Below are 21,884 nucleotides of genomic sequence, written 5' to 3'. Positions count from 1 at the left end.
TCGGTACACTCCGCCGGGCCATGTTCCGGGGAGGGGATATGATTTCACAGTCTGGACTGCGCGCGCTTGTCTGCGCCGCGCTTGTATCGTTAGGTACGATGTCGTTCGCGCGGGCGGAGGGCACCTACGAGATTCCGGCCGGCGCGCATTTCAATCCGGACAAGCTCGCGAGGATCACCGAGTTCTTCAAGAACGAGGTCGCGACCGGCAAGATCGCAGGGGCAAACGTCCTCATCAAGCAACATGGCAAGCCCGTCTACCACGAAGTCTTCGGCGTGCAGGACGCCGTCAGCAAGGCGCCGATCACCGACAAGACGATCTTCCGCCTGTTCTCGATGAGCAAGGCGATCACTTCCGTCGTTGCAGTGAAGTTGATCGAGGAAGGTACGATCAAGCTCGACGATCCCGTCTCGAAATACATTCCCTCCTTCGCCAATGTGAAAGTCGGCGTCGAGAAGAAGGCCGAGGACGGCACCAAGTCGCTCGAGCTCGTGCCGCCCAACCGGCCGATGACGGTGCACGATTTGATGACGCACACCTCGGGCGTCACCTACGGCTTCTATGGCGACAGCCTGGTCCGCAAGGCCTATCGCGACGCCAACATCTATGCCGGCGATTTCGACCTCGCGGAGTTCGCCGAGCGCATCGCAAAACTGCCGCTGCACAACCAGCCGGGCGCGCTGTGGCAATACGGCCATTCCACCGACATCCTGGCGCGGGTCATGGAAGTCGCGGCCGGCAAGCCGCTCATCGAGATCGAACGGGAGAAGCTGCTCGACCCGCTCGGCATGGTCGACACCGGCTTCTTCGTCACCGATCCCGAGAAGCAGAAGCTGCTGGCGCAGCCGGTGCCGAACGACAGCGATTTCCGGGTCGGGCGGATCAACGATCCGACAGTCGTCAAGAAGATCCAGTTCGCCAGCGGCGGTATGGTCACGACCATGGCCGATTATGAGCGCTTTACGCAGATGCTGCTACAGGGCGGCAATCTCGACGGCAAGACGATTCTCAAGCCCGAGACGTTCAAGCTGATGGTGACTGACCAGATCGGCCTCAAGTCGGGCGTCGATCGCGATTATTTTTATTTCCCCGGTGACGGTTTTGGTTTCGGTCTCGGACTTGCGGTGCGCACCGACCCCGGCAACGCAAAACCGGCGCCGCCCGGCGATCTCGGCGAATTGAAATGGGATGGCGCCTCCGGCTGCTATTTCGTGGTCGACCCCAAGCAGGACATGTTCTTCGTGCTGCTGGAGCAGACCCCGACCGAGCGCCAGCGCGTGCAGCGAACATTGAAGCAGCTGGTTTATGAAGCGATGGAGAATTGACATGTTCGGGCGCCGCGCATTGATCGCGGCGCTCGTCCTTCTCGCCGGCGGCATCGTTGCGAAGGCAGGTTCCGAGAGACCTGCGGTCCACACGCTCGCGCCCGCGGGGCTGGCGAAGGTTTCCGACTACATCCGCAACGAGGTCGCCACCGGCAAGATCCCCGGAGCCATCCTGCTGCTTCAGCAGCACGGCAAGCCGGTCTATTATCAGAATTTCGGCGTCCGCGACGTCGCGACCGAACTCTCGATGAGCGCGGACACGATCTTCCGCCTCTACTCGATGTCGAAGCCGGTTACCTCAGTCATGGCGATGATGCTGGTCGAGGAGGGCAAGCTGTCGCTCGACGATCCCGTCTCGAAATACATTCCGGCCTTCGCCGGCATGAAGGTCGGCATCGAGAAGAAGGCCGAGGACGGCAAAGTCGCCCTGGTGCTGGAGCCGCTGGAGCGACCCATCACGATCAAGGATCTGCTGCGCCACACCTCGGGGCTGCCTTACGGCTATTACGGCGGCGGCATGGTGCGCGAGCTCTATGCGAACGCCAATCTCTTCAACAGCGATCTGACCAACGCCGAATTCGCCGCCAAGATCGCCACGCTGCCGCTTGTCGAGCAGCCCGGCACGGTGTGGGATTACGGCTATTCCACCGACGTGCTCGGCCGCGTCGTCGAAATCATTGCGGGAAAGACGCTGCTGCAGTTCGAGAAGGAGCGGCTGCTCGATCCGCTCGGCATGACCGAGACGGCTTTCTTCGTCGCCGATCCCGCCAAATTCCCGCGCATCGTCGAGCCGATGCCGGAGGATCGCAACATCAATCCGACGACGCAGGTCCGCGACATCAGGCGGCCTGCGACCTGGGAATCGGGCGGCGGCGGCATGGTCGGTACGATCGGCGACTACGCCCGCTTCGCCCAGATGCTGCTGAATGGCGGCACCTATGACGGCCGACGCTATCTCAAGCCCGAGACCATTGCGCTGATGGCGTCGGATCACATCGGCCCCGAGACGAAGATCGCGCGCGACCAGAACTATTATCCGGGCGGGTCTTCCGGCTTCGGCCTCGGCTTCGCCGTGCGCACCTCGGTGCCTCCTGGAACAACGTGGCCGCTTGGCGAATATCGCTGGGACGGCGTCGGCGGCACGTTCTTCTTCATCGATCCCGAGGACGATCTGTTCGGGATCTTCATGGTGCAGACCCCGACGCAGCGCGGCCGGATTCAACTGGCGCTGAAGACGCTGATCTACCAGGCGATGGGGCGGTGATTACGCTCCGCGCACGATCTCGCGGATATATCCGATCGTCTCCTCGACCTGGCTCGCATCGACGTCGAGATGCGTGCAGGCGCGGATGCGGCCATCCATCATCGCAAGCGTCACGCCGCGCTGGCGCAGCGCCGCGACCATCTTGTCGCCGGGAATGCCGGTACCATCGGGCTTGAAGAACACCAGGTTGGTTTCGGGCTCCTGCACCTCGATGCCTGCGATCTGCGACAGTCCGCGGGCGAGCGCGCGCGCGTTGGCGTGATCGTCGGCGAGCCGATCGACATGATGGTCGAGCGCGTAGATGCAAGCCGCCGCGCAGATTCCGGCCTGTCGCATCGAGCCGCCGAGGCGCTGCTTCCACTGCCAGACCGCATCGATGAAGGCGCGCGAGCCCGCGAGCACGCCTCCGATCGGCGCGCCCAAGCCCTTCGAAAAGTCGATCCAGGCCGAATCCCACCCCGCGGTCATTTCGCGCGGAGAGATGCCGCTCGCAACTGTGGCATTGAGCAGGCGCGCGCCGTCCATGTGGGTGACGAGGCCATGTTGTTTCGCGATCGCGACGATCTCGTCGAGCGCGGCCTTCTTCCAGACCGTACCGCCGCCGATATTGGCGGTCTGCTCGACGCTGACCACCGTCTGTGACGGTTGGTAGCGCGTGCGCGGATGCAGCGCTCTGCGAAAGGTCTCCGGCGTGAACTGGCCGTCGGGCCCCTTCAGCTGCGTGACCTGAAAGCCGCCGATCGCGGCATGCGCGCCGCCTTCGCGCGCGATGATGTGGGCGCTCTCATGGGCGAGGATCTCGTCGCCGGGGCGGCAATGCACCAGCGTCGCTGTGACGTTGCACATCGTGCCTGACGGCATGTACACCGCGGCTTCCTTGCCGAGCAGCTCGGCCACGCGCTCGCACAGGGCGTTCACGGTCGGATCGTCGCCGACCTGCTCGTCGCCGACCTCCGCCCGCGCCATCGCCTCGCGCATCGCAGGTGTCGGCTTGGTCTGCGTGTCCGAGAGCAGATTGATGCGCACCGGCGGCGCCTTGGGATCGATCGGGGGAGGGGTATAGAGCATGCGACGCCTCCTGAAGGTAAACGGCCACTGAAGTGTGGCTCTTTAAGCAAAAAAGGCCCCGGCGAACCGGGGCCTTTCGATATTCAGATCTTAGCGCGAATAGAATTCGACGACCAGATGCGGCTCCATCTGCACCGGGAACGGCACGTCGGAGAGGTGCGGGATGCGAATGTATTTCGCGGTCATCTTGCCATGGTCGACTTCGAGATAGTCGGGGGTGTCACGCTCGGAGAGCTGGCTGGCTTCGAGGACGTGGGCAAGCTGCTTGGATGATTCCTTGACCTCGATCACGTCGCCGAGCTTGACCAGATAGCTCGAGATGTTGACCTTGCGGCCGTTCACCTTGACGTGACCGTGGTTGATGAACTGGCGCGCGGCGAAGATCGTCGAGACGAACTTGGCGCGGTACACAACCGCGTCGAGACGGCGCTCGAGCAAGCCGATCAGGTTCTCGCCGGTGTCACCCTTGAGGCGGCTGGCCTCGACATAGATGCTGTGGAACTGACGCTCGGAGATGTTGGCGTAATAGCCCTTCAGCTTCTGCTTGGCGCGGAGCTGCACGCCGAAGTCGGAGAGCTTGCCCTTGCGGCGTTGGCCGTGCTGGCCGGGGCCGTATTCGCGGCGGTTCACGGGGCTCTTCGGGCGGCCCCAGATGTTCTGGCCCATACGGCGATCGAGCTTGTACTTCGCCTCACTGCGCTTAGTCATCGCGTCCTCTTCAGGTACTTGGTTTGAGGAAACGCGCCCTCCTGTGTGACGGGCTAGCCCGGCACTGACAGGTCCGATCCCAAAGCTTAAGGGACAGGACCACGGGTCGCGAAACGCTTCGCGGGCCGAAATCGGCCCGCGAGCAAGCGGCTTTTAGGGGGATTTGGGGCTCGCTGTCAATGCGAATGGCCCGGAATCACGTTCCGACTGCCCGGATCGACTTCGACCCGGCCGCACGCAATTCGGCAGCGATTTCAGTGTTCAGGACCTGTTCCAGCCGGGTCAGGACGCGGGCGATCGGGGCGGCGTCGGTGACCCGATGATCCCAGCGGATCACGACATGGATGGTCTGGTCAGGCCCGACCACCCCATAGCTGACGATGAAGGGGCCGGGCGTGATCGGGTGAAGCTCGCCACCGCCATAGGCGGCCACCGAGCTCACCGCGAAGCTGCCGAACCAGTTGCCGCGCTGCCGGCCGAAATTCAGCCCGATCGCCCAAGACAGCCGCCGCAACGGCAGCGGCAGGCGGGTCGCCCGCATGATCTTGCGAAACATGGGAATTTCGTCGATCGGGGCGGTCTTTGCGTGCCGGATCTCGGCGTCGACCGCAGTCAGCGTCATGGCCTCGGGAGCCGCGATTCGCTGCGGGATCACGCATTCCTCGCCGCCCTCGACCCGGGCAATGGCCACCGACGCTACGCTCTTCGGCAGCTCGTAAAGCGACGGCCAGGGCCATTTGGCATAGACGGTACGCAGGACCGGCTCGTCCCTGGCCACGAGGGCAAAAGCCTTGACGAACATGGCCGCCCAGCCGGCTGGCGCCATCGCGCCCGCGCGGGCCTCCAGCAGGGGGCCGATATCGAGCGAACGGGACAGCGACACGAAGGGCACGCCCATCGAGGCGTGCATGAGGTCGATAATCAGGCGACGCGGCAGCGAAATGGTCTTGGGCGTCCCGCGCATCGCTCTTTGGTTTCCCCTGATTAAAGTTTGTGCAGCGAGCGGGGTTCCCGCTCGCCGCCTGCTCTAGCACGAACCAACCCGCGTGGGGCCGGTCGGTTCGCCGCATCAGGGCGCCGGCGAAGCCAGCGGCTTGGTCTTGTCGACGACGTAAACTCCAAGCACTTTCATAGCCTTGTCGCCGTGGGCTTTGGCGTCATGCACGACGCCCGCCGGGATCTGGTAGGAATCGCCGGCTTTCAGCCTCTTTTCCGGCTGCCCGTCGATGAGGAGATTGAGTTCACCTTCGAGCACGTAGCCGGTCTCGATGCCCGGATGGGTATGGCGTCCGGCCGCGCCGCCCGCCGGGACCTCCGCGATGGCCGTGATGGTGTTGTAGCCATCCGGAAATTCGACCTTCTGGAGCGGGGTGCGCTTGATGCCGGGCTGCTGGGCGAAGGCCGCAACAGCGAGGCCGGTGAAGGCGAGAGCGAGCAAAGTCTTTTTGAGCATGGTTTTTCCTCCCTGGAACGGCTGAGCCTAGCAGCGCCGCGGTTCCCGGCAAGACTCAATGGCTAGCGCTTGATCCCCTCGAACGCTGCCATGATGCCGCGCTGGAATAGCGACCAGTCGAAGCCGAGCGCGATCGCGCGGTAGCCGCGGTCGACCAGGGCGTTGGCCTGATCTGCGGTCCGCGCCACGCCGCCGATCGGCACACCGCTTCTGAGGATGCCGGCCTCGGCCCGCGCCACCAGCTCCAGCAATTCCGGATCGTCCATCTGGCCGCGCTTGTTGATGGAGGTGGCGAGATCGCCGGGGCCGATCACAGCTACATCGATGCCGGGCGTGGCCATGATCTCGTCGATGCGGTTGACGGCGTCGACGTGCTCGATCGTGATCATGCAGATCATCTCGTCGTCGGCGCTGGCCATGTAGTCCGGCATCGACTGGCCCCAGCGGAATGGCGCATGGAACGGACCCCAGAGCCGATCGCCGCGTGGAGGATAGCGCACGCTGCGCACCGCTTTCTCGGCCTCCGCGCTATTGGTGATCATCGGGAAATTGATGCCGAAGGCGCCGATGTCCATCGGTGCCTTCGCAAGCCATGGCTCGTTCGCCGCGATGCGCACCAGCGGCGTGCATGGGGTGCCGGTGGTGGCCGCGATCATCGCATGTGCTTCGGTCAGTCCAATCGGCCCGTGCTCGAGATCGACGATGATCCAGTCGAGAGAGCGCGCCATGATCTGCACGGTCTGCACGCTCGGGATCGTCGCGATCGCGCCGAAGGCAGGACGACCCTCGCGCCAGAGCTGGCGAAGACGGTTGAGCGGCGTGGTCGGGACGGACATGGGAAGAACCTGTAGGAAACGACGACGGCCGACCCTAGCAGCGGGGCGTCGAGGCGCAAGATCAGGCTGGAATGCGGCCGCCGAAGAACGGCGTCAGCATGGCCGAAAGGCCATGCACGCGGTTCGAGGTGAAGATCATTTCGGCGCTGGATTGCGCGATGCCACCGGTGTGCGGGCCGAGCAGATCCGAGACGCGGCGGGCGATCGCGGGCGCCGGATCAATCCAGTCGACCGGCCAGGGGGCGAGCTTTTTCAGCCGGTCGAGCAGCAGCGGGTAATGCGTGCAGGCGAGCACCACGGTGTCGGTGCGTGCGCCTGCGTCCCCGGCATCGCCCACGAAACACGGGGCGAGCTCGGCGAGGATGGCGTCGTCGCTGACGGGAGAGCCGCTGAGCTCTGCCTCAGCCAGCGCGGCCAGCTCGGGCGAGCCGACCAGTGTCACCTCGCAACCCTGTGCGAAATCGCGGATCAGCGCCTTGGTGTATTCGCGCTTCACGGTGCCCCTGGTGCCGAGCACCGACACGCGCCGGCTCCTCGATTGCGCGCAGGCCGGCTTGATCGCCGGCACCGTGCCGACGAAGGGCAGGGAATAAGCGGCGCGCAGATGCGATAGGACCAGCGTGGACGCCGTGTTGCAGGCGATCACGACGAGGTCAGGATCGTGCATGCCGATCAATTCCCCCATCAGCGGCACCACGCGGGCGATGATCTCGTCCTCGCTGTGGTGGCCATACGGGAAGAAGGCGTCGTCGGCGACGTAGACGTAATGCGCGTCGGAGCGCGCGGCCACGACCTCACGCAAGACCGTGAGCCCGCCAAGGCCGGAATCGAACAGCAGAATCGTCGGAGAATGGGTCACGTGAACACTCTAGCCCGCCATGGTTACCATTCGGTTTTTGGGCGGTTTTGCGGCAAGGGCACTTACGGCTATTTTGGAACGATTCAATTTCGCGACGGCCACATGTTCCCGGTATCAGCTGCCGTACGGCGGTGCGGATAGGGACAGGCCCGCAAAACTCCGGAGCACCGACATGATCAGAAATACCAGTCACGGCTGGGGCAGCATTTCCCGATGGCTGCACTGGAGTCTGGCGCTGACTATCATCGGCATGATCGGCTTCGGGTGGTGGATGAACCATATCCCGGCGCGTCCCGACCGCTTCTTCTACCGCTCGATCCACGCCGATATCGGCTATGTGATCCTGCTGCTCACGGTGCTTCGCCTGGTCTGGCGTCTCGTCGACCCGGCGCCCGCCATGCCGGCCGGGACCTCGCGCTGGCAGAAGGTCGCCGCCCATGTCAGCCACGGCGCGCTCTACCTCGCCGTCATCGTCGTCACCCTGCTCGGCTGGGCGCATTCCGGTGCGCACGCCCCTGATTATTCGGACTTCTTCGGCCTGTTTCACGTGCCGCAATTCACGGCTCCCGACCGCGCGGCGGCTGGCGTCTATGAAGACCGCCACATCCTCTTTGCCTATGTGCTGCTCGCCTTGATCGCGATTCACGTGATCGCCGCCCTGTGGCACCATTTCATCCGCCGCGACCGCATCGTGGCGCGGATGGTGACGGACGAGGCGGGGTAGGGCGGACATGGGAGGAAGCATCGCGCCCGCGATTGCTTCGCGGCGCTCGCAATGACGGAGTAAGGTGTGGGGTCACGAACTATCCAATTGCGATCGCAGGAGGCCTCATGCTCACCGTCCATCATCTCGGCAAGTCGCAGTCCGAGCGTATCGTCTGGCTGTGCGAGGAGCTGGGGATTCCCTACGAGTTGAAGCGCTATGCGCGCGATCCCGTCACCATGCTGGCTCCGGCCGAGTACAAGGCGCTGCATCCGGCCGGCACGGCGCCGGTGATCACGGATGGCGAGCTGGTGCTCGCGGAATCCGGCGCCGTCGTCGATTACATCGTTGCAAAATATGGCAACGGCCGACTCGTGCTCGGTCCCACTGATCCCGCCTTCGCGCAGTTTCTATATTGGGTTCATTTCGCCAATGGCAGCCCGCAACCCGGTATGGGACGGATGATGATCCTGAACCGGCTCGATCTCGCCAAGGACAATCCGACCCTGCTCGCGATGAAGGGGCGTCTCGATCGGGCCTACGATCTTCTCGACGCAAGGCTTCGCGAGGCCGAATATCTTGCGGGCAGCGTCTTCACGACCGCCGACATCATGACAGTTTTCTCGCTGACCACGATGCGCTACTTCCAGCCCTATGACCTCCAGCGCTCTCCGAACGTGGTCAAATATCTCGGCCGCATCAGTGCGCGAGCGGGCTATCGGCGTGCGATGGAGAAGGGCGACCCGGGCATGGCGCTGCTCTTGGACTGAGCGGCGAGGCGATCGCTCACGCGATCCTGTTCGTGGTGGCGGCCCTCTCTGTTGCCAGCTGCTTCTGCAGGCGCTCGATGTTTTGCAGCAGCCGCTGGCTGGTCAGCACCAGGAAGTAATAGCCGAACTGCGGGTCCTGGAAGTAGATCTCGAGCAGCCGGTCGTAGGTGATCGTCAGCACCTGGCCGTCCTCGATGCACTCGACCGTTCCGGTGCGCCGGTTGTCCGGCGTGAGGAAGCCGAGTTCGCCCATGAGCGTTCCGGGCAGGATCTCGATGTTGATCTCCTTGACCAGGAACTTGCCGGTGACGGTGAGGAACATCTCGTTGGCCGGATCGCGCAGCTTGAACAGCGTATCGCCGCGACGATATTTGCGTTCGGTCATGAACGGCTTGAGCCATTCGATCGACATGTCGCCTTCGGCTGCATGGCGCGCCTTCTTGACGAGCTTGAGCATCTGCCGCAGGCGCAAGGCGTTGATCGGTAGCAGCAGGAGATAGAGCAGGAAGGTCGACACGTTGGCGGAGAGCGCGCCGAAGACGGCGAAGAACGCGCAGCCGACCATGTTGGCGACGCGCAGCGGCACCATCGTTCGCATCAGGAGGGTGGCGACGAAGAAGCCGGCGCCGACCGCGGCGAACATATTGGCCAACGTGATGTTTTGGACGAAGATCTCCAGCATCCGATTGAAGATCGAGTCATAGGTGACGTTGTTCGGATCGAGGCCCATCTGGACCAGGATCTTCGCGATCCTGAGGTTATCCGTCGCCGCCTCGAGAATGCGGTCGAGGATCGACGAAATGTCTGCGCTGCCGGACGGCATGGTACTATCCCCGCGTAAGGCCTTCAGTCCCGGTCGGTATTCTCGATACCTATAGCCGAAATCGAACGACGACCGCTTGAATGAAGTTTTGGGCCGCCGTGCCGCAAGAGGCAAATTTTAGCCTGATCGGGCGTTTCGGCAATTGCCTGTTTGGCGGTGCATATGGCCGTGGCGCGCCCGCGATTCGGGGGCCAGTGGGTACGAGCCTCGGCGTGATCGACCTCGGCGGCCGACCGGGCGAGGGGGGCAGGCGTGGGCGTGGGGCGATCCCCCCGCCTTAGGGCTTGGCGGGCGGCACGACCTCCTGCTCGACCAAGCCGAGGTGCCCCGGCAGTGAACCAGCGCGCAGCAGCATGGCGACGCTGTTTGCTTCCTCCAGGGTGAAATTGCCGGAGATCTGGCCCGAGCCGCCGGTGATGGGCTCGCGGATGATGGGGGCGGAGATCACCTTGCCGTCGAGCACGATGGCGAAGGGCTTTGCGATATTCTCTTCGGTGATGTGGGCAAAGCGCCGCGTGCCGCGGCCGTTGAAGCGGAACGAGGCGATCGGCTCTTTCGTGGCGCTCGCAAACCCCGGGCCCGCATAGCTGATGTCGTCGCCGTCGAGCACGCTGTCCTTGGCGACCAGATAAAGGCTCTTGTCCTTGAAGCCGGGCAGGACTTCCGTGCCTGCCGGTGGCGTGCCGGATTGCGCCTGCTCCGGCGGCACCGAGAGGTCGATCAGGCGGAAGCCGACCTTGACCCTGAGGGCGAAGACCGCGGTGACGCGCTCGGGCTCCATCACACCGGGCAGGAAGATGCGGATGCGGTCGGTGCCATCGGGCTGGACGCTGGCCAGCTGGACGCCGGCCTCCTTCAGGCGCTGCTCGATCATGGCGATGGCATCTTCGACGAGTTCGTGCAACCGCGCGGCGGATGCCGCATTGGTCGGCGCGAGCCTGACCAGTCCGTCGCCGCCGTCGGTCACGGCGAGTGCATGCGACGGCAATCCTTCCGCGGCGGACGCGAGCTTGCGCGCGAGTTGCTCGCGGCCCTTGACGTCGGCAATCTTCAACTCGACGCCGCCGTCGCGGATCGCAAGACCGGAGAAGGCGATCTTGCCCTCGCGCAGGTTCTTGTAGACGTCGTCGCGCAAATCCGTGACGACGCTCTCGCGCAGGCCATCGGTGTCCACCTTGTAGACGATGCGTGACCCGCCGAGCTTCTCCATCTTGTCGCCGATGAAGGCCGAGATCTTGGCGCGCATCTTGTCGAGCTGGCCGTCCTCGGCGAGTGCCGCGCGGGGCAGGGCGATCACCGATGTCATGATCCCCGCTGTCACGGCGAGCGCGATGAACAGCCGGGTAGCGCAATCCCGCGGGGGCGTAGTCATGATCACCTCAGTCTTGCGCCAGGGCGCTGGCGAGGACGCCGGCATGTGAGTCCTATGCCAGTTCTTGGTCCCCGGATCGGGCGCGCAGGTTCAAAAGCCTCTCACCACAGCCCGAGGCCGTTAGGTCATGGACGAACGCCAAATCATGCATCATTCTGCTCGTGCTCGGCCGGCCCATCGGTCGAGGCCACGCGGCCCAAAAAGTCAAAAGACAGGGCGCGGGGACATGCATCTGAGGGAGGACGGAATTCCATGGCGGGCATCCATGCGCTCGATCGGCTCATCGGCAGCGACTATCCGGACCTGGCGACGGACGCAGAGGTTCGAGCCTTCGAGCAGGTCCCTTATGCCGATCGCGTCGCGGCCGAGAGCACCTATGACGCCATCAGGCTCGGGGCTGACCGCAATCCCGACGGGCCGGCGCTCCAGTTCCTGCAAAATGCCGATCCCGCCGACACGCCGGTCGTGGTCACGTACCGCGACTTCATCGCGCGCGTCACGCAAGCCGCCAACATGTTTCACGCACTCGGCGTGGAGAAGGGCGACGTCGTCAGCTTCATGCTGCCGCTGGTGCCGGACGCCTTTGTAACGCTGTTCGGCGCGGAGGCCGCCGGCATCGCCAATCCAGTCAATCCGCTGCTGGAGCCGCACCAGATCGCTGAGATCCTCGAGGCCGCGAATACGAAGATCCTGGTGGCGCTCGGGCCGATGCCGGGCACCGACATCTGGCAGAAAGTCGAGCAGATCAGGCCGCAACTCAAGCAGCTCAAGGCGATCGTGCAGGTGTTCGGTGCTGGCGATCCGGCGAGAGGAATCTTTGCCTTCAACGACCTCATCAAGCCGCAGCCTTCAGACCGCCTTATCAGCGGACGCAAGATTCTCGGCAGCGACATCGCCGCCTATTTCCACACCGGCGGCACCACCGGCACGCCAAAGCTGGTGCGGCACACGCATGCCAACCAAGTCTATCAGGCCTGGGCGCTCAATCTGCTGCTGAAGTCGAAGCCGGGCGCCAACATGCTGTTCGGCATGCCACTGTTTCACGTCGGGGGCTCCTTGACGCAGGTGCTGACGACGCTGTCGGCTGGCGGTTCGCTGGTCGTGCTGTCGCCGAGCGGATGGCGCAACCCGAGTGCGGTGAAGAACATCTGGCAACTGGTCGAGCGCTTCAAGCCGGAGGCGCTGTCGAGCGTCCCCACGGTACTCGCCGCGACGCTCGCGGTACCGCCTGGCAATGCAGACATCTCCAGCCTGAAATATGCAGCCGGTGGCGGCTCCGCGATCCCGGTCGCGGTGGGGTCTGCGATCCAGGACAAGCTCAAGCTGCCGGTCGTCGAGGTCTACGGCATGACCGAGACCTCGAGCGTGCACACGCTGGCCTATCGGTCGCGGCCGATCCGGCTCGGTTCGGTCGGCCTTCCCATGCCTTACGCGCGGGTCCGCATCGTCCAGCTCGATGCCGAGGGCAAGCTGATCCGCGACTGCGCGCCGGACGAGATTGGCGTCGTCATCATGGCTGGCCCAGGCGTGTTCGGCGGCTATCTCAACGACGAGCACAACAAGGGTGCCTTCGTCGACGAGGTCTGGGTCAATTCCGGCGATCTTGGCCGGCTCGATGCGGACGGCTATCTCTGGATCACCGGCCGCGCCAAGGATCTCGTGATCCGCGGGGGCCACAACATCGATCCGGCGCCGATCGAGGAGATCATGTTCCGGCATCCCGCCGTCGGCTTTGCCGCCGTGGTCGGCCAACCCGACGCCTATGCCGGCGAGCTGCCGGTGGGCTATGTGCAGCTGAAGCCGGGCGCGACCGTCGAACCGGGCGAGCTGGAGACATGGGTGCGCGAGCGTACGCCGGAGCGCGCAGCTGTCCCGGTGCAGGTCATCCCGATCGATCCGATGCCAGTGACGGGCGTCGGCAAGGTGTTCAAGCCGCAGCTGCGCTGGGACGCAGCCCAGCGCGTGTTCACGAAGGTGCTGACACCGCTCACTGAGCGCGGCATCGACTGCAAGGTCAGGGTCGGTGCTCACGGCAGCCACGGTTCGATCGCAACTGTGACGCTGGCGGGCCTGCCGGCGGATCAGCGCGAGGCAGTTGCGAGCGAGGTGCACGCACTGCTTGCACCGTTCGTGATGCGCCATGAGGTGGTGCAAATGTAGCGGACCCAACAGACGGCTTCGACCGTCGGCTCGAAAGCGGGGCGACGCTTCGCCGCATTATCCATAACGCCGGTAGAGCCTCTTATGTGACAAATATCACATAGGAAGAGTTGGTAATTGAGCGATGGTCCGAATAGTCTCGTGGAATTGCATCCGGGGGGACGCAAGTGATTCCGTTTCGGATAATTGCTTTGTTGATTTTGGCCATTGGCCTCGCCTGCGGACCGGCCCATGCGGACCGGCGGGTGGCGCTTGTCATCGGCAATTCCGCCTACAAGAGCGCGCCCAAGCTCGGCAATCCCGTCAACGATGCCACTCTGGTCGGCGGCATGTTCAAGAAGGCGGGCTTTGATTCCGTCGATGTCAGGTTGGATCTCAGTGCCAGCGAGATGCGGCGCATGTTGCGTGAGTTCGCCGGCAGGACCCGCGATGCCGACATGGCGGTGATCTATTACGCCGGCCATGGCATCGAGCTGGAAGGTACCAACTATCTCATTCCGATCGACGCGACGCTGGAGACGGATGGCGACGTGCTCGACGAGACCATCCCGGTCGAGCGCGCGCTGTTCGCGGTCGAGCCGGCCAAGCAGCTTCGTCTGATCATCCTCGACGCCTGCCGCGACAATCCGTTTTCCAAGAGCATGAAGCGGACGCTGGCCTCGCGCGCGATCGGACGCGGGCTCGCCAAGGTCGAGCCGACCAGCCCCAACACCATGATTGCGTTCGCGGCGAAGGCCGGTTCGACCGCGTCCGACGGCGATTCGAGGAACAGCCCGTTCGCCGTCGCTTTGGTCGAGCACTTGCCCAAACCGGGCCTAGATTTGCGCAAGGCGTTCGGCTTTGTCCGCGACGATGTGCTGAGGAGCACCGGGAACAAGCAGGAGCCCTTCGTGTATGGCTCGCTGGGCGGCGATGACGTGCCGTTGGTTTCTGCCAAGCCGGCTGCAACCGGTCCGCAGGCAAATCCGCAGGATTCTATTCGCAGGGATTACGAGCTCGCGCTGCAGCTTGCCACGCGCGACGGTTGGGAAGCCTTCCTGGCGCAATATCCCGAAGGCTTCTATGCCAATCTGGCCAAGGGCCAGATGAACAAGATCGCTGCTGAAGAGACGCGCGCGTCGGCCGAGCAAAAAGCGAACGCGGCCGAGCAGCAGAAGGCAAGGCTCATTGCCGAACGCGCCCAGAAGGCCGAGCAGGACAAGGCGGCCGCGGCGGCCAAAGCCGCCGAAGAGGCCCGGATCGCGGCGGAGAAACAGAAGCAGATCGAGCAGGCGAGGACGGAGGCAGCGGAGCACCAGCGCAAGCTGGCTGAGGCTGCCGCGGCGAAAGCACAGGCCGAGAAGCAGGCGGCGGAGAAGGCCAAGGCCGAACTTGCTGCCAAGCAGGCCGCAGAGAGGGCCTCGGCGGAGGCGGGTGCGAAGCCCGCGGCCGACCGACAGCTGCCGCAGGCCGGGACCGAGAAGGTTGCCGCGCTTTCGTCCGCGCCGGCATCCACGCTTTCGGCAGCCGATCTGGCGAAATCCCTTCAGAGCGAACTGCGCCGCGTCGGCTGTCTTTCGGCCGCCGCTGACGGCGACTGGAACGCCGCAACGCAGCGCTCGCTGACGCTGTTCAACAAATATGCCGGCACCCAGTTCGACGCGAAGCTTGCGAGTGTCGACGCGCTCGATGCGCTGAAGGCGAAGCCGGGGCGGGTCTGCCCGCTCGTGTGCAATTTCGGTTTCAAGGCCGACGGCGATCAATGCGCGAAGATCACCTGCCGCGCCGGCTATCATGTCGGCGACGACAACGAGTGCGAGAAGGTGCCGGAGAGAAAGCCGCCGCCTACCGCCCGCGACGAGCCCAGAAGGCGCGACCAGGACCGGAAAGACGCCGAGTCCGCAGCGCCGAAGTCCCAAGCGTCTGGACAGATGATCTGCAACAACGCGGGATGCCGGCCGGTCGCAAAGGGCTGCCGTCTCGGAACGACGAAGCTCAATATAGGATCGAGCGTCACCACCGAGGTTTGCAATTGAGTGTGTATCGGCTCGTCGCTGTAATGGTCTTTGCGACCTGGCTCGCTTGCGGGCCGGCCTGTGCCGACAAGCGCGTTGCGCTCGTCATCGGCAATTCCGCCTATAAGAACGCGCCGCGGCTCGCCAACCCGGTGAACGACGCCGGGCTGGTCGGCGGCATGTTCAGGAACGCAGGCTTCGATACGGTCGAGATCAGGCTGGACCTCAATGCCAGCGAAATGCGACGATCGCTGCGCGAGTTCGCGGCCAGGACGCGCGATGCCGACATGGCAGTCATCTACTATGCGGGCCATGGCATCGAGCTGGACGGCAGCAACTATCTCGTTCCGACCGATGCGATGCTGGAAACTGACGGTGACGTCCTCGACGAGACGGTCGCGCTGGATCGCGCGCTGTACGCGGTCGAACCGGCCAAACAACTCCGTCTCGTCATCCTCGATGCGTGCCGCGACAACCCATTCGCCAAGACGATGAAGCGCACCCTGGCCTCGCGCGCGATTGGTGGCGGACTTGCCAAGGTCGAGCCGACCAGTCCGAACACGATGATCGCCTTTGCGGCCAAGGCGGGATCGACGGCGTCGGACGGCGACTCCCGCAACAGCCCGTTCGCGGTGGCGCTGACCGATCATCTCCCGAAGCCCGGGCTCGACTTGCGCAAGGCATTCGGGTTTGTCCGTGACGACGTCTTGAAGAAGACCGGCAACAAGCAGGAGCCGTATGTCTATGGCTCCCTGGGCGGCAGCGACGTGCCGCTGGTGCCGCTGAGGCCAGTCGCAGCAGGTCCGCAGGCAAACCCGCAGGACAGTGTGCGCAAGGACTACGAGCTGGCGCTTCAGGCCGGCCTGCGCGAAGCCTGGGAAGCATTCCTCCAGACCTATCCGGACGGCTTTTACGCCAACCTCGCTCGTGTGCAGTTGAAGAAGATTGCCGCCGAGGAGGATCGCACGGTGGCGACCGAGAAGGCGCGTCTGGCCGAACAGGAGAAGGCGAGGCTCGCGACCGAACGAGCCCAGAAGGCCGAGCAGGAGAAAGCCGCCGCAGCTGCCAAAGCCGCGGAAGAGGCGAGGATCGCGGCCGAGAAAGCCAAGCAGATCGAGCAGGCCAAGGCGGAGGCGGCCGAACGAGATCGCAAGGCGGCGGAAGCTGCCGCGGCCAAGTCGCTCGCGGAGAAGCGGGCGCTCGAGAAAGCGGCGACGGAGGCCGCAACGAAGCAGGCGGCGGACAAGCAGGCGGCTGATGCCGAAAGCAGGAAGGTCGCCGCGCTGTCGCCGCCGCCAAGCTCCCCGCCGCCCGGCGATCTCGCGAAATCCGTTCAGAGCGAGCTGCGCCGCGTCGGCTGTCTTTCGGCCGCCGCTGACGGCGATTGGAACGCCGCATCGCAACGCTCGCTGACGCTGTTCAACAAATATGCCGGCACCCAACTCGACGCGAAGCTTGCAAGCGTCGACGCGCTCGATGCGCTGAAGGCGAAGCCAGGACGCGTCTGTCCGCTCGTATGCAATTTCGGCTTCAAGGCCGACGGCGATCAATGCGCGAAGATCACCTGCCGCGCCGGCTATCACGTCGGTGATGACAATGAATGCGAGAAGGTGCCGGAGAAGAAGCCGGTGGTCACGCGCGAGGATTCGAAGAGGCGCGACCAGGACCGCAAGGAGGCGGAGTCCGCGGCTCCGAAGTCGCAGTCCTCTGGGCAGATGATCTGCAACAACGCCGGATGCAGACCGGTCGCAAAGGGCTGTCACCTCGGGCCGGTGCCCAATGCGAACGCCAGCGCCAAGATCACCGGCGAGGTCTGCAACTGAGGGCCAGGCAGCGGTGATGTCCGGCCGGACCAGACACGTCTGCGGTTGAGGTGAGGGTAGGCGACACGAGGCTTGCGTGCCCCGCCGCAAGCGAGCATCATTCCCAAAAAAAATGGGGAAAACCGATGCTTGAGCTCTCGCGCCGCAGTCACCTTCAGCAATTGTCGGCCGTGCTCGGATCCGCCGCGCTGCCTGGGTGGTCGAGATGCGCTAGGGCTTCGGAGGCAGACATTCCCCCCGAGGGCATCGGCAAGGGCATCAAGCACATCTCCTACAGCGACATCGGCGGACGGCCCGACAGCGTGCAGGTGATGTTCAACCGGCAGCATGTCTATGTCGGACATATGTTCAGCGACGGCGTGACGGTCCTGGACGCATCCGATCCGCGTGCGCTGAAGCCGGTCAATTTCTTCACCGCGGGACAATACACTCGCACCCACCATTTACAGGTGGCGGAAGACCTGCTGCTGCTTGCAAACGGCGCCAACATCGTCGCGATGCAGTCCTACGACAATATGCGCGGCTATTTCGAGAACACGCTGGTCGACAGCATCACCAAGGCCAAGAAATTCCGCTGTGGGCTGTCGATCCACGACATATCGAAACCGAACGAGATGCGCGAAATCGCATTCCTCGAAATGCCCGGCTTCGGCATCAATCGGCTGTGGTGGCCGGGCGGCCGCTATGCCTATGTATCGGCGCATCTCGACGGGTTCACCGACCACATCCTTTGCGTGGTCGATCTCAAGACCATCACCAAGCCGGAGATCGTCGCGAAATGGTGGCTGCCGGGCATGAACCGTGCGGCCGGCGAGCCGGCAACGCCGAAGGGCAAGCGCTTTGCGCTCCATCACATGATCACGGCGGGTGATCGCGGCTATGCTGCCTGGCGCGATGGCGGCTTCACTATTCACGACATCAGCGATCCCGTGAATCCAAAGCTGCTGTCCCACATCAACTGGTCGCCGCCCTTCGCCGGCGGGACGCATACGCCGCTGCCGCTGCCCAAGCGACAGCTCGCAATCGTCGCCGACGAAGCGAACGCGGACAATTGCGCCAAGGGGCTGTTCCATACATTCGTTCTCGACGTGCGCGCGCCGGCAAATCCGGTGCCGATCGCGACCCTGCCGACCCCGCGCGACCGCGATTTCTGCACGAACGGCACCTTCGGTCCGCATAATCTGCACGAGAACCGTCCGGGCTCGTTCCAGAGCGAGGAGACGATCTTCGCAACCTACAACAATGCCGGCGTCAGGGTGTTCGACGTCAGGGACGCCTTCGCACCGAAGGAGATCGCGTATTGGGTGCCGCCGACACCGAAAAAGCTCATCGATCCGCGCCCGAACGTCGCGCTCGCGGCCAAAACCTGCGACGCCTATGTCCGGCCTGACGGGCTGATGTTCGTCTCCGACTGGAACGCCGGCATGCACGTGCTGCAATATCAGGGATGAGCGGTGTTGTAGGGTGGGCAAAGGCGCGAAGCGCCGTGCCCACCATTTGCAGCGGAGAAGTTTGTGGTGGGCACCCTTGCGCTTTGCCCACCCGGCGAGACCTGCACTAACCCGCCGGCATCCGCGTCTCTACCAGGCGCGCCCAATACGACGCGCCGTGGCCGAGGATGTTGTCGTTGAAGACGTAGGCCGGGTGGTGGCACTCGTTGCCGTCGCCCATGCCGACCAGGATCATCGCGCCGGGGCGTGCTTCCAGCATGAAGGAAAAATCTTCGGCGCCCATCATCGGAATGAACTTGTCGTTGACGCGCTCGGCGCCGACGATGTCGCGGGCGACGTCGGCGGCAAGGCCGGCCTCGCGCGCATGGTTCATCGTCACCGGATACATGCGCGTGTATTTGGTCTCCGCCGAGCCGCCATAGGCGCGAGCGACGCTCTCGGCGACTTCGCCGATGCGGCGCTCGACGAGATCGCGCACTTCAGGGTCGAGCGTGCGCACGGTGCCGCCGAGCTCGGCGATCTCCGGGATGATGTTGAAGGCCGTACCGGAGTGGAATTGCGTGATCGAGATGACGGCGGACTTCAGCGGATCGACGTTGCGCGCGACGATCGACTGCAGCGCATTGACGATCTGCGAACCGATCAGCACGCTGTCGATCGACTTGTGCGGACCCGCGCCGGCGTGGCCGCCCTTGCCGTGGACCGTGATCTGGATGTTGTCGGAGGAGGCGAGCATCGCGCCGGGCGTGGTCGCGAAATGTCCTTCGGGCAGGCCCGGCATGTTGTGCATGCCGTAGACCTCCTGGATGTTCCAGCGCGTCATCAGCCCATCCTCGACCATCGCCTTGCCGCCGCCGCCGCCTTCCTCGGCGGGCTGGAAGATCACCACGGCCGTGCCGTCGAAGTTGCGCGTCTCGGTCAGGTATTTTGCCGCGCCCAGCAGCATCGCGGTATGGCCGTCATGGCCGCAGGCGTGCATCTTGCCCGGGACCTTCGATGCATAAGGCACGCCCGACGTCTCCATGATCGGCAGCGCGTCCATGTCGGCGCGCAGGCCAATGGTCTTGCCCGAGGCGGACTTGCGGCCGCGGATCACGCCGATGACGCCGGTGCGGCCGATGCCCGTCACCACCTCGTCGCAGCCGAACTCGCGCAAGCGGTCGGCGACGATGCCGGCGGTGCGGTGGACGTCGTATTGCAGCTCCGGATTCTCGTGGAAGTCATGGCGCCAAGCGGCCATTTCGTCGGAGAGGGCGGCAACGCGATTGACGATGGGCATGGAGGCTCCGTCTCTGTTGTTGTTGCCGGATGAGCGAAGAGACATCCGGGATCTTTGTGAGAGAAGTCCCGGGTATCGCTGCGCTCACCCGGGCTACGAATGACGCTCAGCTCTCGCCGAACACACGCTTGAAGATCGTGTCGACGTGCTTGAAGTGATAGGCGAGGTCGAACTGCTCGTCGATTTCGGCGTCGGTGAGATACTTCTTCACTTCAGCGTCCTTCTTCAGAAGCTGGAGGAAGTCACCTTCGCCGCGCCAGACCGGCATGGCGTTGCGCTGCACGAGCTTGTAGGCGTCCTCGCGGCTTGCGCCCTTCTGCGTCAGCGCCAGCAGAACACGCTGCGAATGCACGAGGCCGCCGAGGCGGTCGAGGTTCTTCTGCATGTTGGCGGGGTACACCAGCAGCTTGTCGATCAGGCCGGCGAGGCGCACCAGCGCGAAGTCGAGCGTCACGGTCGCGTCGGGGCCCATCATGCGCTCGGCAGAGGAGTGCGAGATGTCGCGCTCGTGCCAGAGCACGACGTTCTCCAGCGCCGGCGTCACATAGGCGCGCACCATGCGCGACAGCCCGGTGAGGTTTTCCGAGAGCACCGGATTGCGCTTGTGCGGCATCGCGGACGAACCCTTCTGCCCTTCGGAGAAGAACTCCTCGGCTTCCAGCACTTCGGTGCGCTGCATGTGGCGGATCTCCACCGCGAAACGCTCGACCGAGGAAGCGATCACGCCGAGCGTCGAGAAATACATCGCGTGGCGGTCGCGGGGGATGACCTGCGTCGAGATCGGCTCCGGGACGAGGCCCATGGCTTTCGCAACATGCTGTTCGACGCGCGGATCGATCTGGGCGAACGTGCCGACCGCACCGGAGATGGCGCAAGTCGCGACTTCCTTCCGCGCCGCGATCAGGCGTTCCCTGGCGCGCGAGAATTCCGCATAGGCATAGGCGAGCTTGAGGCCGAAGGTCACGGGTTCGGCGTGGATGCCGTGGCTGCGGCCGATGGTCGGCGTCATCTTGTGCTCGAGGGCGCGCTTCTTCAGCGCCGCCAGCACCTTGTCGAGGTCGGCGAGCAGCAGGTCGGCGGCGCGAGTGAGCTGGACGTTGAGGCAGGTGTCGAGCACGTCGGAGGAGGTCATGCCCTGATGGACGAAGCGCGCTTCGGGGCCGACGATCTCGGCGAGGTGGGTGAGGAAGGCGATGACGTCGTGCTTGGTCTCGCGCTCGATCTCGTCGATGCGGGCGACGTCGAAAGTGGCGTCCTTGGCCTTGGCCCAGAGCGTTTTGGCGGCCTCCTTGGGAATCGTGCCGAGCTCGGCAAGGGCGTCCGCCGCATGCGCCTCGATCTCGAACCAGATCTTGAACCGGGTCTGCGGCTCCCAGATCGAGGCCATTTCCGGGCGGGTATAGCGGGGGATCATTGGACTGCTCCAGGAAGGTGGGCGGGCGACCCAGAAGGGGGCGACCTGCCAAAATGCTTTTTACGCCGTGACTTAGCAGAGCGGGGAGAGCGAAACAAACGGCACCCGCAACGTAGCGGGGGATGATTGGGCTGGGTGGGGGCATCGCGCCGGCCGCAGCGGGGGCGCTGGGCGGCCCGCGCCGCCCGCGCCGTAGGGGACCGCAGATATTAACTGTCAATCACGGATCATTGACTGACAGATATTGAAATCTGTCAGCGAGACGTGTATATCTGTTGTCGGACGCTCCGATTGGGCGTCTGGCGGCATCCCGGGAGCCCGACATCCCAAGCAGATGGGGGATTGAGGGTCGCAATTGAACAACAGGGACCGCCAATTGATTGGAGACTTACGACAATGACGACCGAAATCATCAATTTGACCGGGACGATTGGGCACTGGCTCAATTTACTGGTGGCGCGCCAGATCGCGGCGCAGGCTGCAAAACTGCCTCATTAAGGCGAGAGCTTTCCGAAACGACCGGCACGGGCGCTTCGGAAGCAGCTCTGTCGTCGGGTAACTGAGCCCTCAACGGGAACATGG

General features: G+C 64.2%; 18 protein-coding genes. 8 read left to right on the top strand and 10 right to left on the bottom strand.

Annotation, left to right across the window (positions count from 1 at the left end; genetic code table 11):
- Positions 1 to 38: 38 nt before the first annotated feature.
- Both ACFQX9_RS15625 and ACFQX9_RS15620 read left to right on the top strand, forming a co-directional pair.
- On the top strand, positions 39 to 1,325 hold the full coding sequence (locus tag ACFQX9_RS15625; RefSeq protein WP_377789297.1) for a serine hydrolase domain-containing protein: 1,287 nt from the start codon (positions 39 to 41) through the stop codon (positions 1,323 to 1,325).
- A gap of 1 nt (position 1,326) precedes the next feature.
- Positions 1,327 to 2,589 carry a serine hydrolase domain-containing protein gene (locus tag ACFQX9_RS15620; protein ID WP_377789295.1) on the top strand — a complete coding sequence of 421 codons (1,263 nt, stop codon included), beginning with the start codon at positions 1,327 to 1,329 and terminating at the stop codon, positions 2,587 to 2,589.
- Here the strand turns inward: ACFQX9_RS15620 and ACFQX9_RS15615 are convergent, their stop codons facing one another.
- From ACFQX9_RS15615 to murI, 6 genes are all read right to left on the bottom strand, one after another.
- Positions 2,590 to 3,657, bottom strand: a complete 1,068-nt coding sequence (locus ACFQX9_RS15615; RefSeq protein WP_377789293.1) for a threonine aldolase family protein — start codon at positions 3,655 to 3,657, stop codon at positions 2,590 to 2,592. It abuts the gene before it with no gap.
- 90 nt (positions 3,658 to 3,747) lie between these two features.
- Entirely contained in the window at positions 3,748 to 4,365 is a 618-nt protein-coding gene (rpsD, locus tag ACFQX9_RS15610) for a 30S ribosomal protein S4 (protein WP_007602315.1), read from the bottom strand.
- A gap of 196 nt (positions 4,366 to 4,561) precedes the next feature.
- A complete protein-coding gene (locus tag ACFQX9_RS15605; protein WP_018455541.1) occupies positions 4,562 to 5,329 on the bottom strand; it encodes an acyltransferase in 768 nt (255 codons plus the stop codon).
- A 105-nt stretch (positions 5,330 to 5,434) separates the two neighbouring features.
- Positions 5,435 to 5,818: a cupin domain-containing protein gene (locus tag ACFQX9_RS15600; RefSeq protein WP_018455542.1), complete on the bottom strand. Its 384-nt coding sequence runs from the start codon at positions 5,816 to 5,818 to the stop codon at positions 5,435 to 5,437.
- Between the two features lie 62 nt (positions 5,819 to 5,880).
- Positions 5,881 to 6,654 (bottom strand): HpcH/HpaI aldolase/citrate lyase family protein, encoded by a 774-nt coding sequence (locus ACFQX9_RS15595; RefSeq protein WP_085349355.1) that lies wholly within the window; start codon positions 6,652 to 6,654, stop codon positions 5,881 to 5,883.
- A 61-nt stretch (positions 6,655 to 6,715) separates the two neighbouring features.
- Complete coding sequence (gene murI, locus ACFQX9_RS15590; RefSeq protein ID WP_377789289.1) at positions 6,716 to 7,513, bottom strand: glutamate racemase; 798 nt, start codon at positions 7,511 to 7,513, stop codon at positions 6,716 to 6,718.
- 172 nt (positions 7,514 to 7,685) lie between these two features.
- Here murI and ACFQX9_RS15585 point away from each other — a divergent pair, with 172 nt between their 5' ends.
- Positions 7,686 to 8,237 carry a cytochrome b gene (locus tag ACFQX9_RS15585; RefSeq protein ID WP_247368135.1) on the top strand — a complete coding sequence of 184 codons (552 nt, stop codon included), beginning with the start codon at positions 7,686 to 7,688 and terminating at the stop codon, positions 8,235 to 8,237.
- Between the two features lie 107 nt (positions 8,238 to 8,344).
- Positions 8,345 to 8,986 carry a glutathione S-transferase family protein gene (locus tag ACFQX9_RS15580; protein ID WP_377789286.1) on the top strand — a complete coding sequence of 214 codons (642 nt, stop codon included), beginning with the start codon at positions 8,345 to 8,347 and terminating at the stop codon, positions 8,984 to 8,986.
- A 16-nt stretch (positions 8,987 to 9,002) separates the two neighbouring features.
- Here ACFQX9_RS15580 and ACFQX9_RS15575 read toward each other — a convergent pair whose 3' ends face one another.
- Positions 9,003 to 9,809, bottom strand: coding sequence for a Crp/Fnr family transcriptional regulator (locus tag ACFQX9_RS15575; protein WP_027518831.1), 807 nt, complete (start codon positions 9,807 to 9,809; stop codon positions 9,003 to 9,005).
- Between the two features lie 277 nt (positions 9,810 to 10,086).
- Complete coding sequence (locus ACFQX9_RS15570) at positions 10,087 to 11,181, bottom strand: preprotein translocase subunit SecD (RefSeq protein ID WP_377789284.1); 1,095 nt, start codon at positions 11,179 to 11,181, stop codon at positions 10,087 to 10,089.
- Positions 11,182 to 11,433: 252 nt separating this feature from the next.
- Between ACFQX9_RS15570 and ACFQX9_RS15565 the strand changes: the two genes are divergently transcribed.
- The 4 genes from ACFQX9_RS15565 to ACFQX9_RS15550 all read left to right on the top strand — a co-directional run bounded on the left by ACFQX9_RS15565 (position 11,434) and on the right by ACFQX9_RS15550 (position 18,609).
- On the top strand, positions 11,434 to 13,341 hold the full coding sequence (locus tag ACFQX9_RS15565; RefSeq protein ID WP_377789282.1) for an acyl-CoA synthetase: 1,908 nt from the start codon (positions 11,434 to 11,436) through the stop codon (positions 13,339 to 13,341).
- Between the two features lie 167 nt (positions 13,342 to 13,508).
- Positions 13,509 to 15,356, top strand: coding sequence for a caspase domain-containing protein (locus tag ACFQX9_RS15560; protein ID WP_377789280.1), 1,848 nt, complete (start codon positions 13,509 to 13,511; stop codon positions 15,354 to 15,356).
- A gap of 23 nt (positions 15,357 to 15,379) precedes the next feature.
- Positions 15,380 to 17,158 (top strand): caspase domain-containing protein, encoded by a 1,779-nt coding sequence (locus ACFQX9_RS15555; protein WP_377789530.1) that lies wholly within the window; start codon positions 15,380 to 15,382, stop codon positions 17,156 to 17,158.
- Positions 17,159 to 17,283: 125 nt separating this feature from the next.
- Positions 17,284 to 18,609, top strand: a complete 1,326-nt coding sequence (locus ACFQX9_RS15550; RefSeq protein WP_085358876.1) for an LVIVD repeat-containing protein — start codon at positions 17,284 to 17,286, stop codon at positions 18,607 to 18,609.
- A gap of 106 nt (positions 18,610 to 18,715) precedes the next feature.
- On the opposite strand, the gene ACFQX9_RS15545 is transcribed toward ACFQX9_RS15550, so the two are convergent.
- Both ACFQX9_RS15545 and purB read right to left on the bottom strand, forming a co-directional pair.
- Positions 18,716 to 19,888 (bottom strand): M20 aminoacylase family protein, encoded by a 1,173-nt coding sequence (locus tag ACFQX9_RS15545; RefSeq protein WP_026232974.1) that lies wholly within the window; start codon positions 19,886 to 19,888, stop codon positions 18,716 to 18,718.
- A gap of 106 nt (positions 19,889 to 19,994) precedes the next feature.
- Positions 19,995 to 21,302, bottom strand: coding sequence for an adenylosuccinate lyase (gene purB, locus ACFQX9_RS15540; RefSeq protein WP_377789275.1), 1,308 nt, complete (start codon positions 21,300 to 21,302; stop codon positions 19,995 to 19,997).
- Positions 21,303 to 21,884: the final 582 nt, after the last annotated feature.

It is taken from the genome of Bradyrhizobium sp. GCM10028915 (assembly GCF_042666195.1).
Taxonomy (GTDB): Bacteria; Pseudomonadota; Alphaproteobacteria; order Rhizobiales; family Xanthobacteraceae; genus Bradyrhizobium; species Bradyrhizobium canariense_D.
Note: the sequence above shows the minus strand (reverse complement) of the source record. Positions and strands in the feature narration are given on the sequence as shown.

Coding starts and splice junctions, on each gene's coding strand:
- ACFQX9_RS15625 (WP_377789297.1), top strand. CDS start 39: ATGATTTCACAGTCTGGACTGCGCGCGCTTGTCTGCGCCGCGCTTGTA.
- ACFQX9_RS15620 (WP_377789295.1), top strand. CDS start 1,327: ATGTTCGGGCGCCGCGCATTGATCGCGGCGCTCGTCCTTCTCGCCGGC.
- ACFQX9_RS15615 (WP_377789293.1), bottom strand. CDS start 3,657: ATGCTCTATACCCCTCCCCCGATCGATCCCAAGGCGCCGCCGGTGCGC.
- rpsD (WP_007602315.1), bottom strand. CDS start 4,365: ATGACTAAGCGCAGTGAGGCGAAGTACAAGCTCGATCGCCGTATGGGC.
- ACFQX9_RS15605 (WP_018455541.1), bottom strand. CDS start 5,329: ATGCGCGGGACGCCCAAGACCATTTCGCTGCCGCGTCGCCTGATTATC.
- ACFQX9_RS15600 (WP_018455542.1), bottom strand. CDS start 5,818: ATGCTCAAAAAGACTTTGCTCGCTCTCGCCTTCACCGGCCTCGCTGTT.
- ACFQX9_RS15595 (WP_085349355.1), bottom strand. CDS start 6,654: ATGTCCGTCCCGACCACGCCGCTCAACCGTCTTCGCCAGCTCTGGCGC.
- ACFQX9_RS15585 (WP_247368135.1), top strand. CDS start 7,686: ATGATCAGAAATACCAGTCACGGCTGGGGCAGCATTTCCCGATGGCTG.
- ACFQX9_RS15580 (WP_377789286.1), top strand. CDS start 8,345: ATGCTCACCGTCCATCATCTCGGCAAGTCGCAGTCCGAGCGTATCGTC.
- ACFQX9_RS15575 (WP_027518831.1), bottom strand. CDS start 9,809: ATGCCGTCCGGCAGCGCAGACATTTCGTCGATCCTCGACCGCATTCTC.
- ACFQX9_RS15570 (WP_377789284.1), bottom strand. CDS start 11,181: ATGACTACGCCCCCGCGGGATTGCGCTACCCGGCTGTTCATCGCGCTC.
- ACFQX9_RS15565 (WP_377789282.1), top strand. CDS start 11,434: ATGGCGGGCATCCATGCGCTCGATCGGCTCATCGGCAGCGACTATCCG.
- ACFQX9_RS15555 (WP_377789530.1), top strand. CDS start 15,380: ATGGTCTTTGCGACCTGGCTCGCTTGCGGGCCGGCCTGTGCCGACAAG.
- ACFQX9_RS15550 (WP_085358876.1), top strand. CDS start 17,284: ATGCTTGAGCTCTCGCGCCGCAGTCACCTTCAGCAATTGTCGGCCGTG.
- ACFQX9_RS15545 (WP_026232974.1), bottom strand. CDS start 19,888: ATGCCCATCGTCAATCGCGTTGCCGCCCTCTCCGACGAAATGGCCGCT.
- purB (WP_377789275.1), bottom strand. CDS start 21,302: ATGATCCCCCGCTATACCCGCCCGGAAATGGCCTCGATCTGGGAGCCG.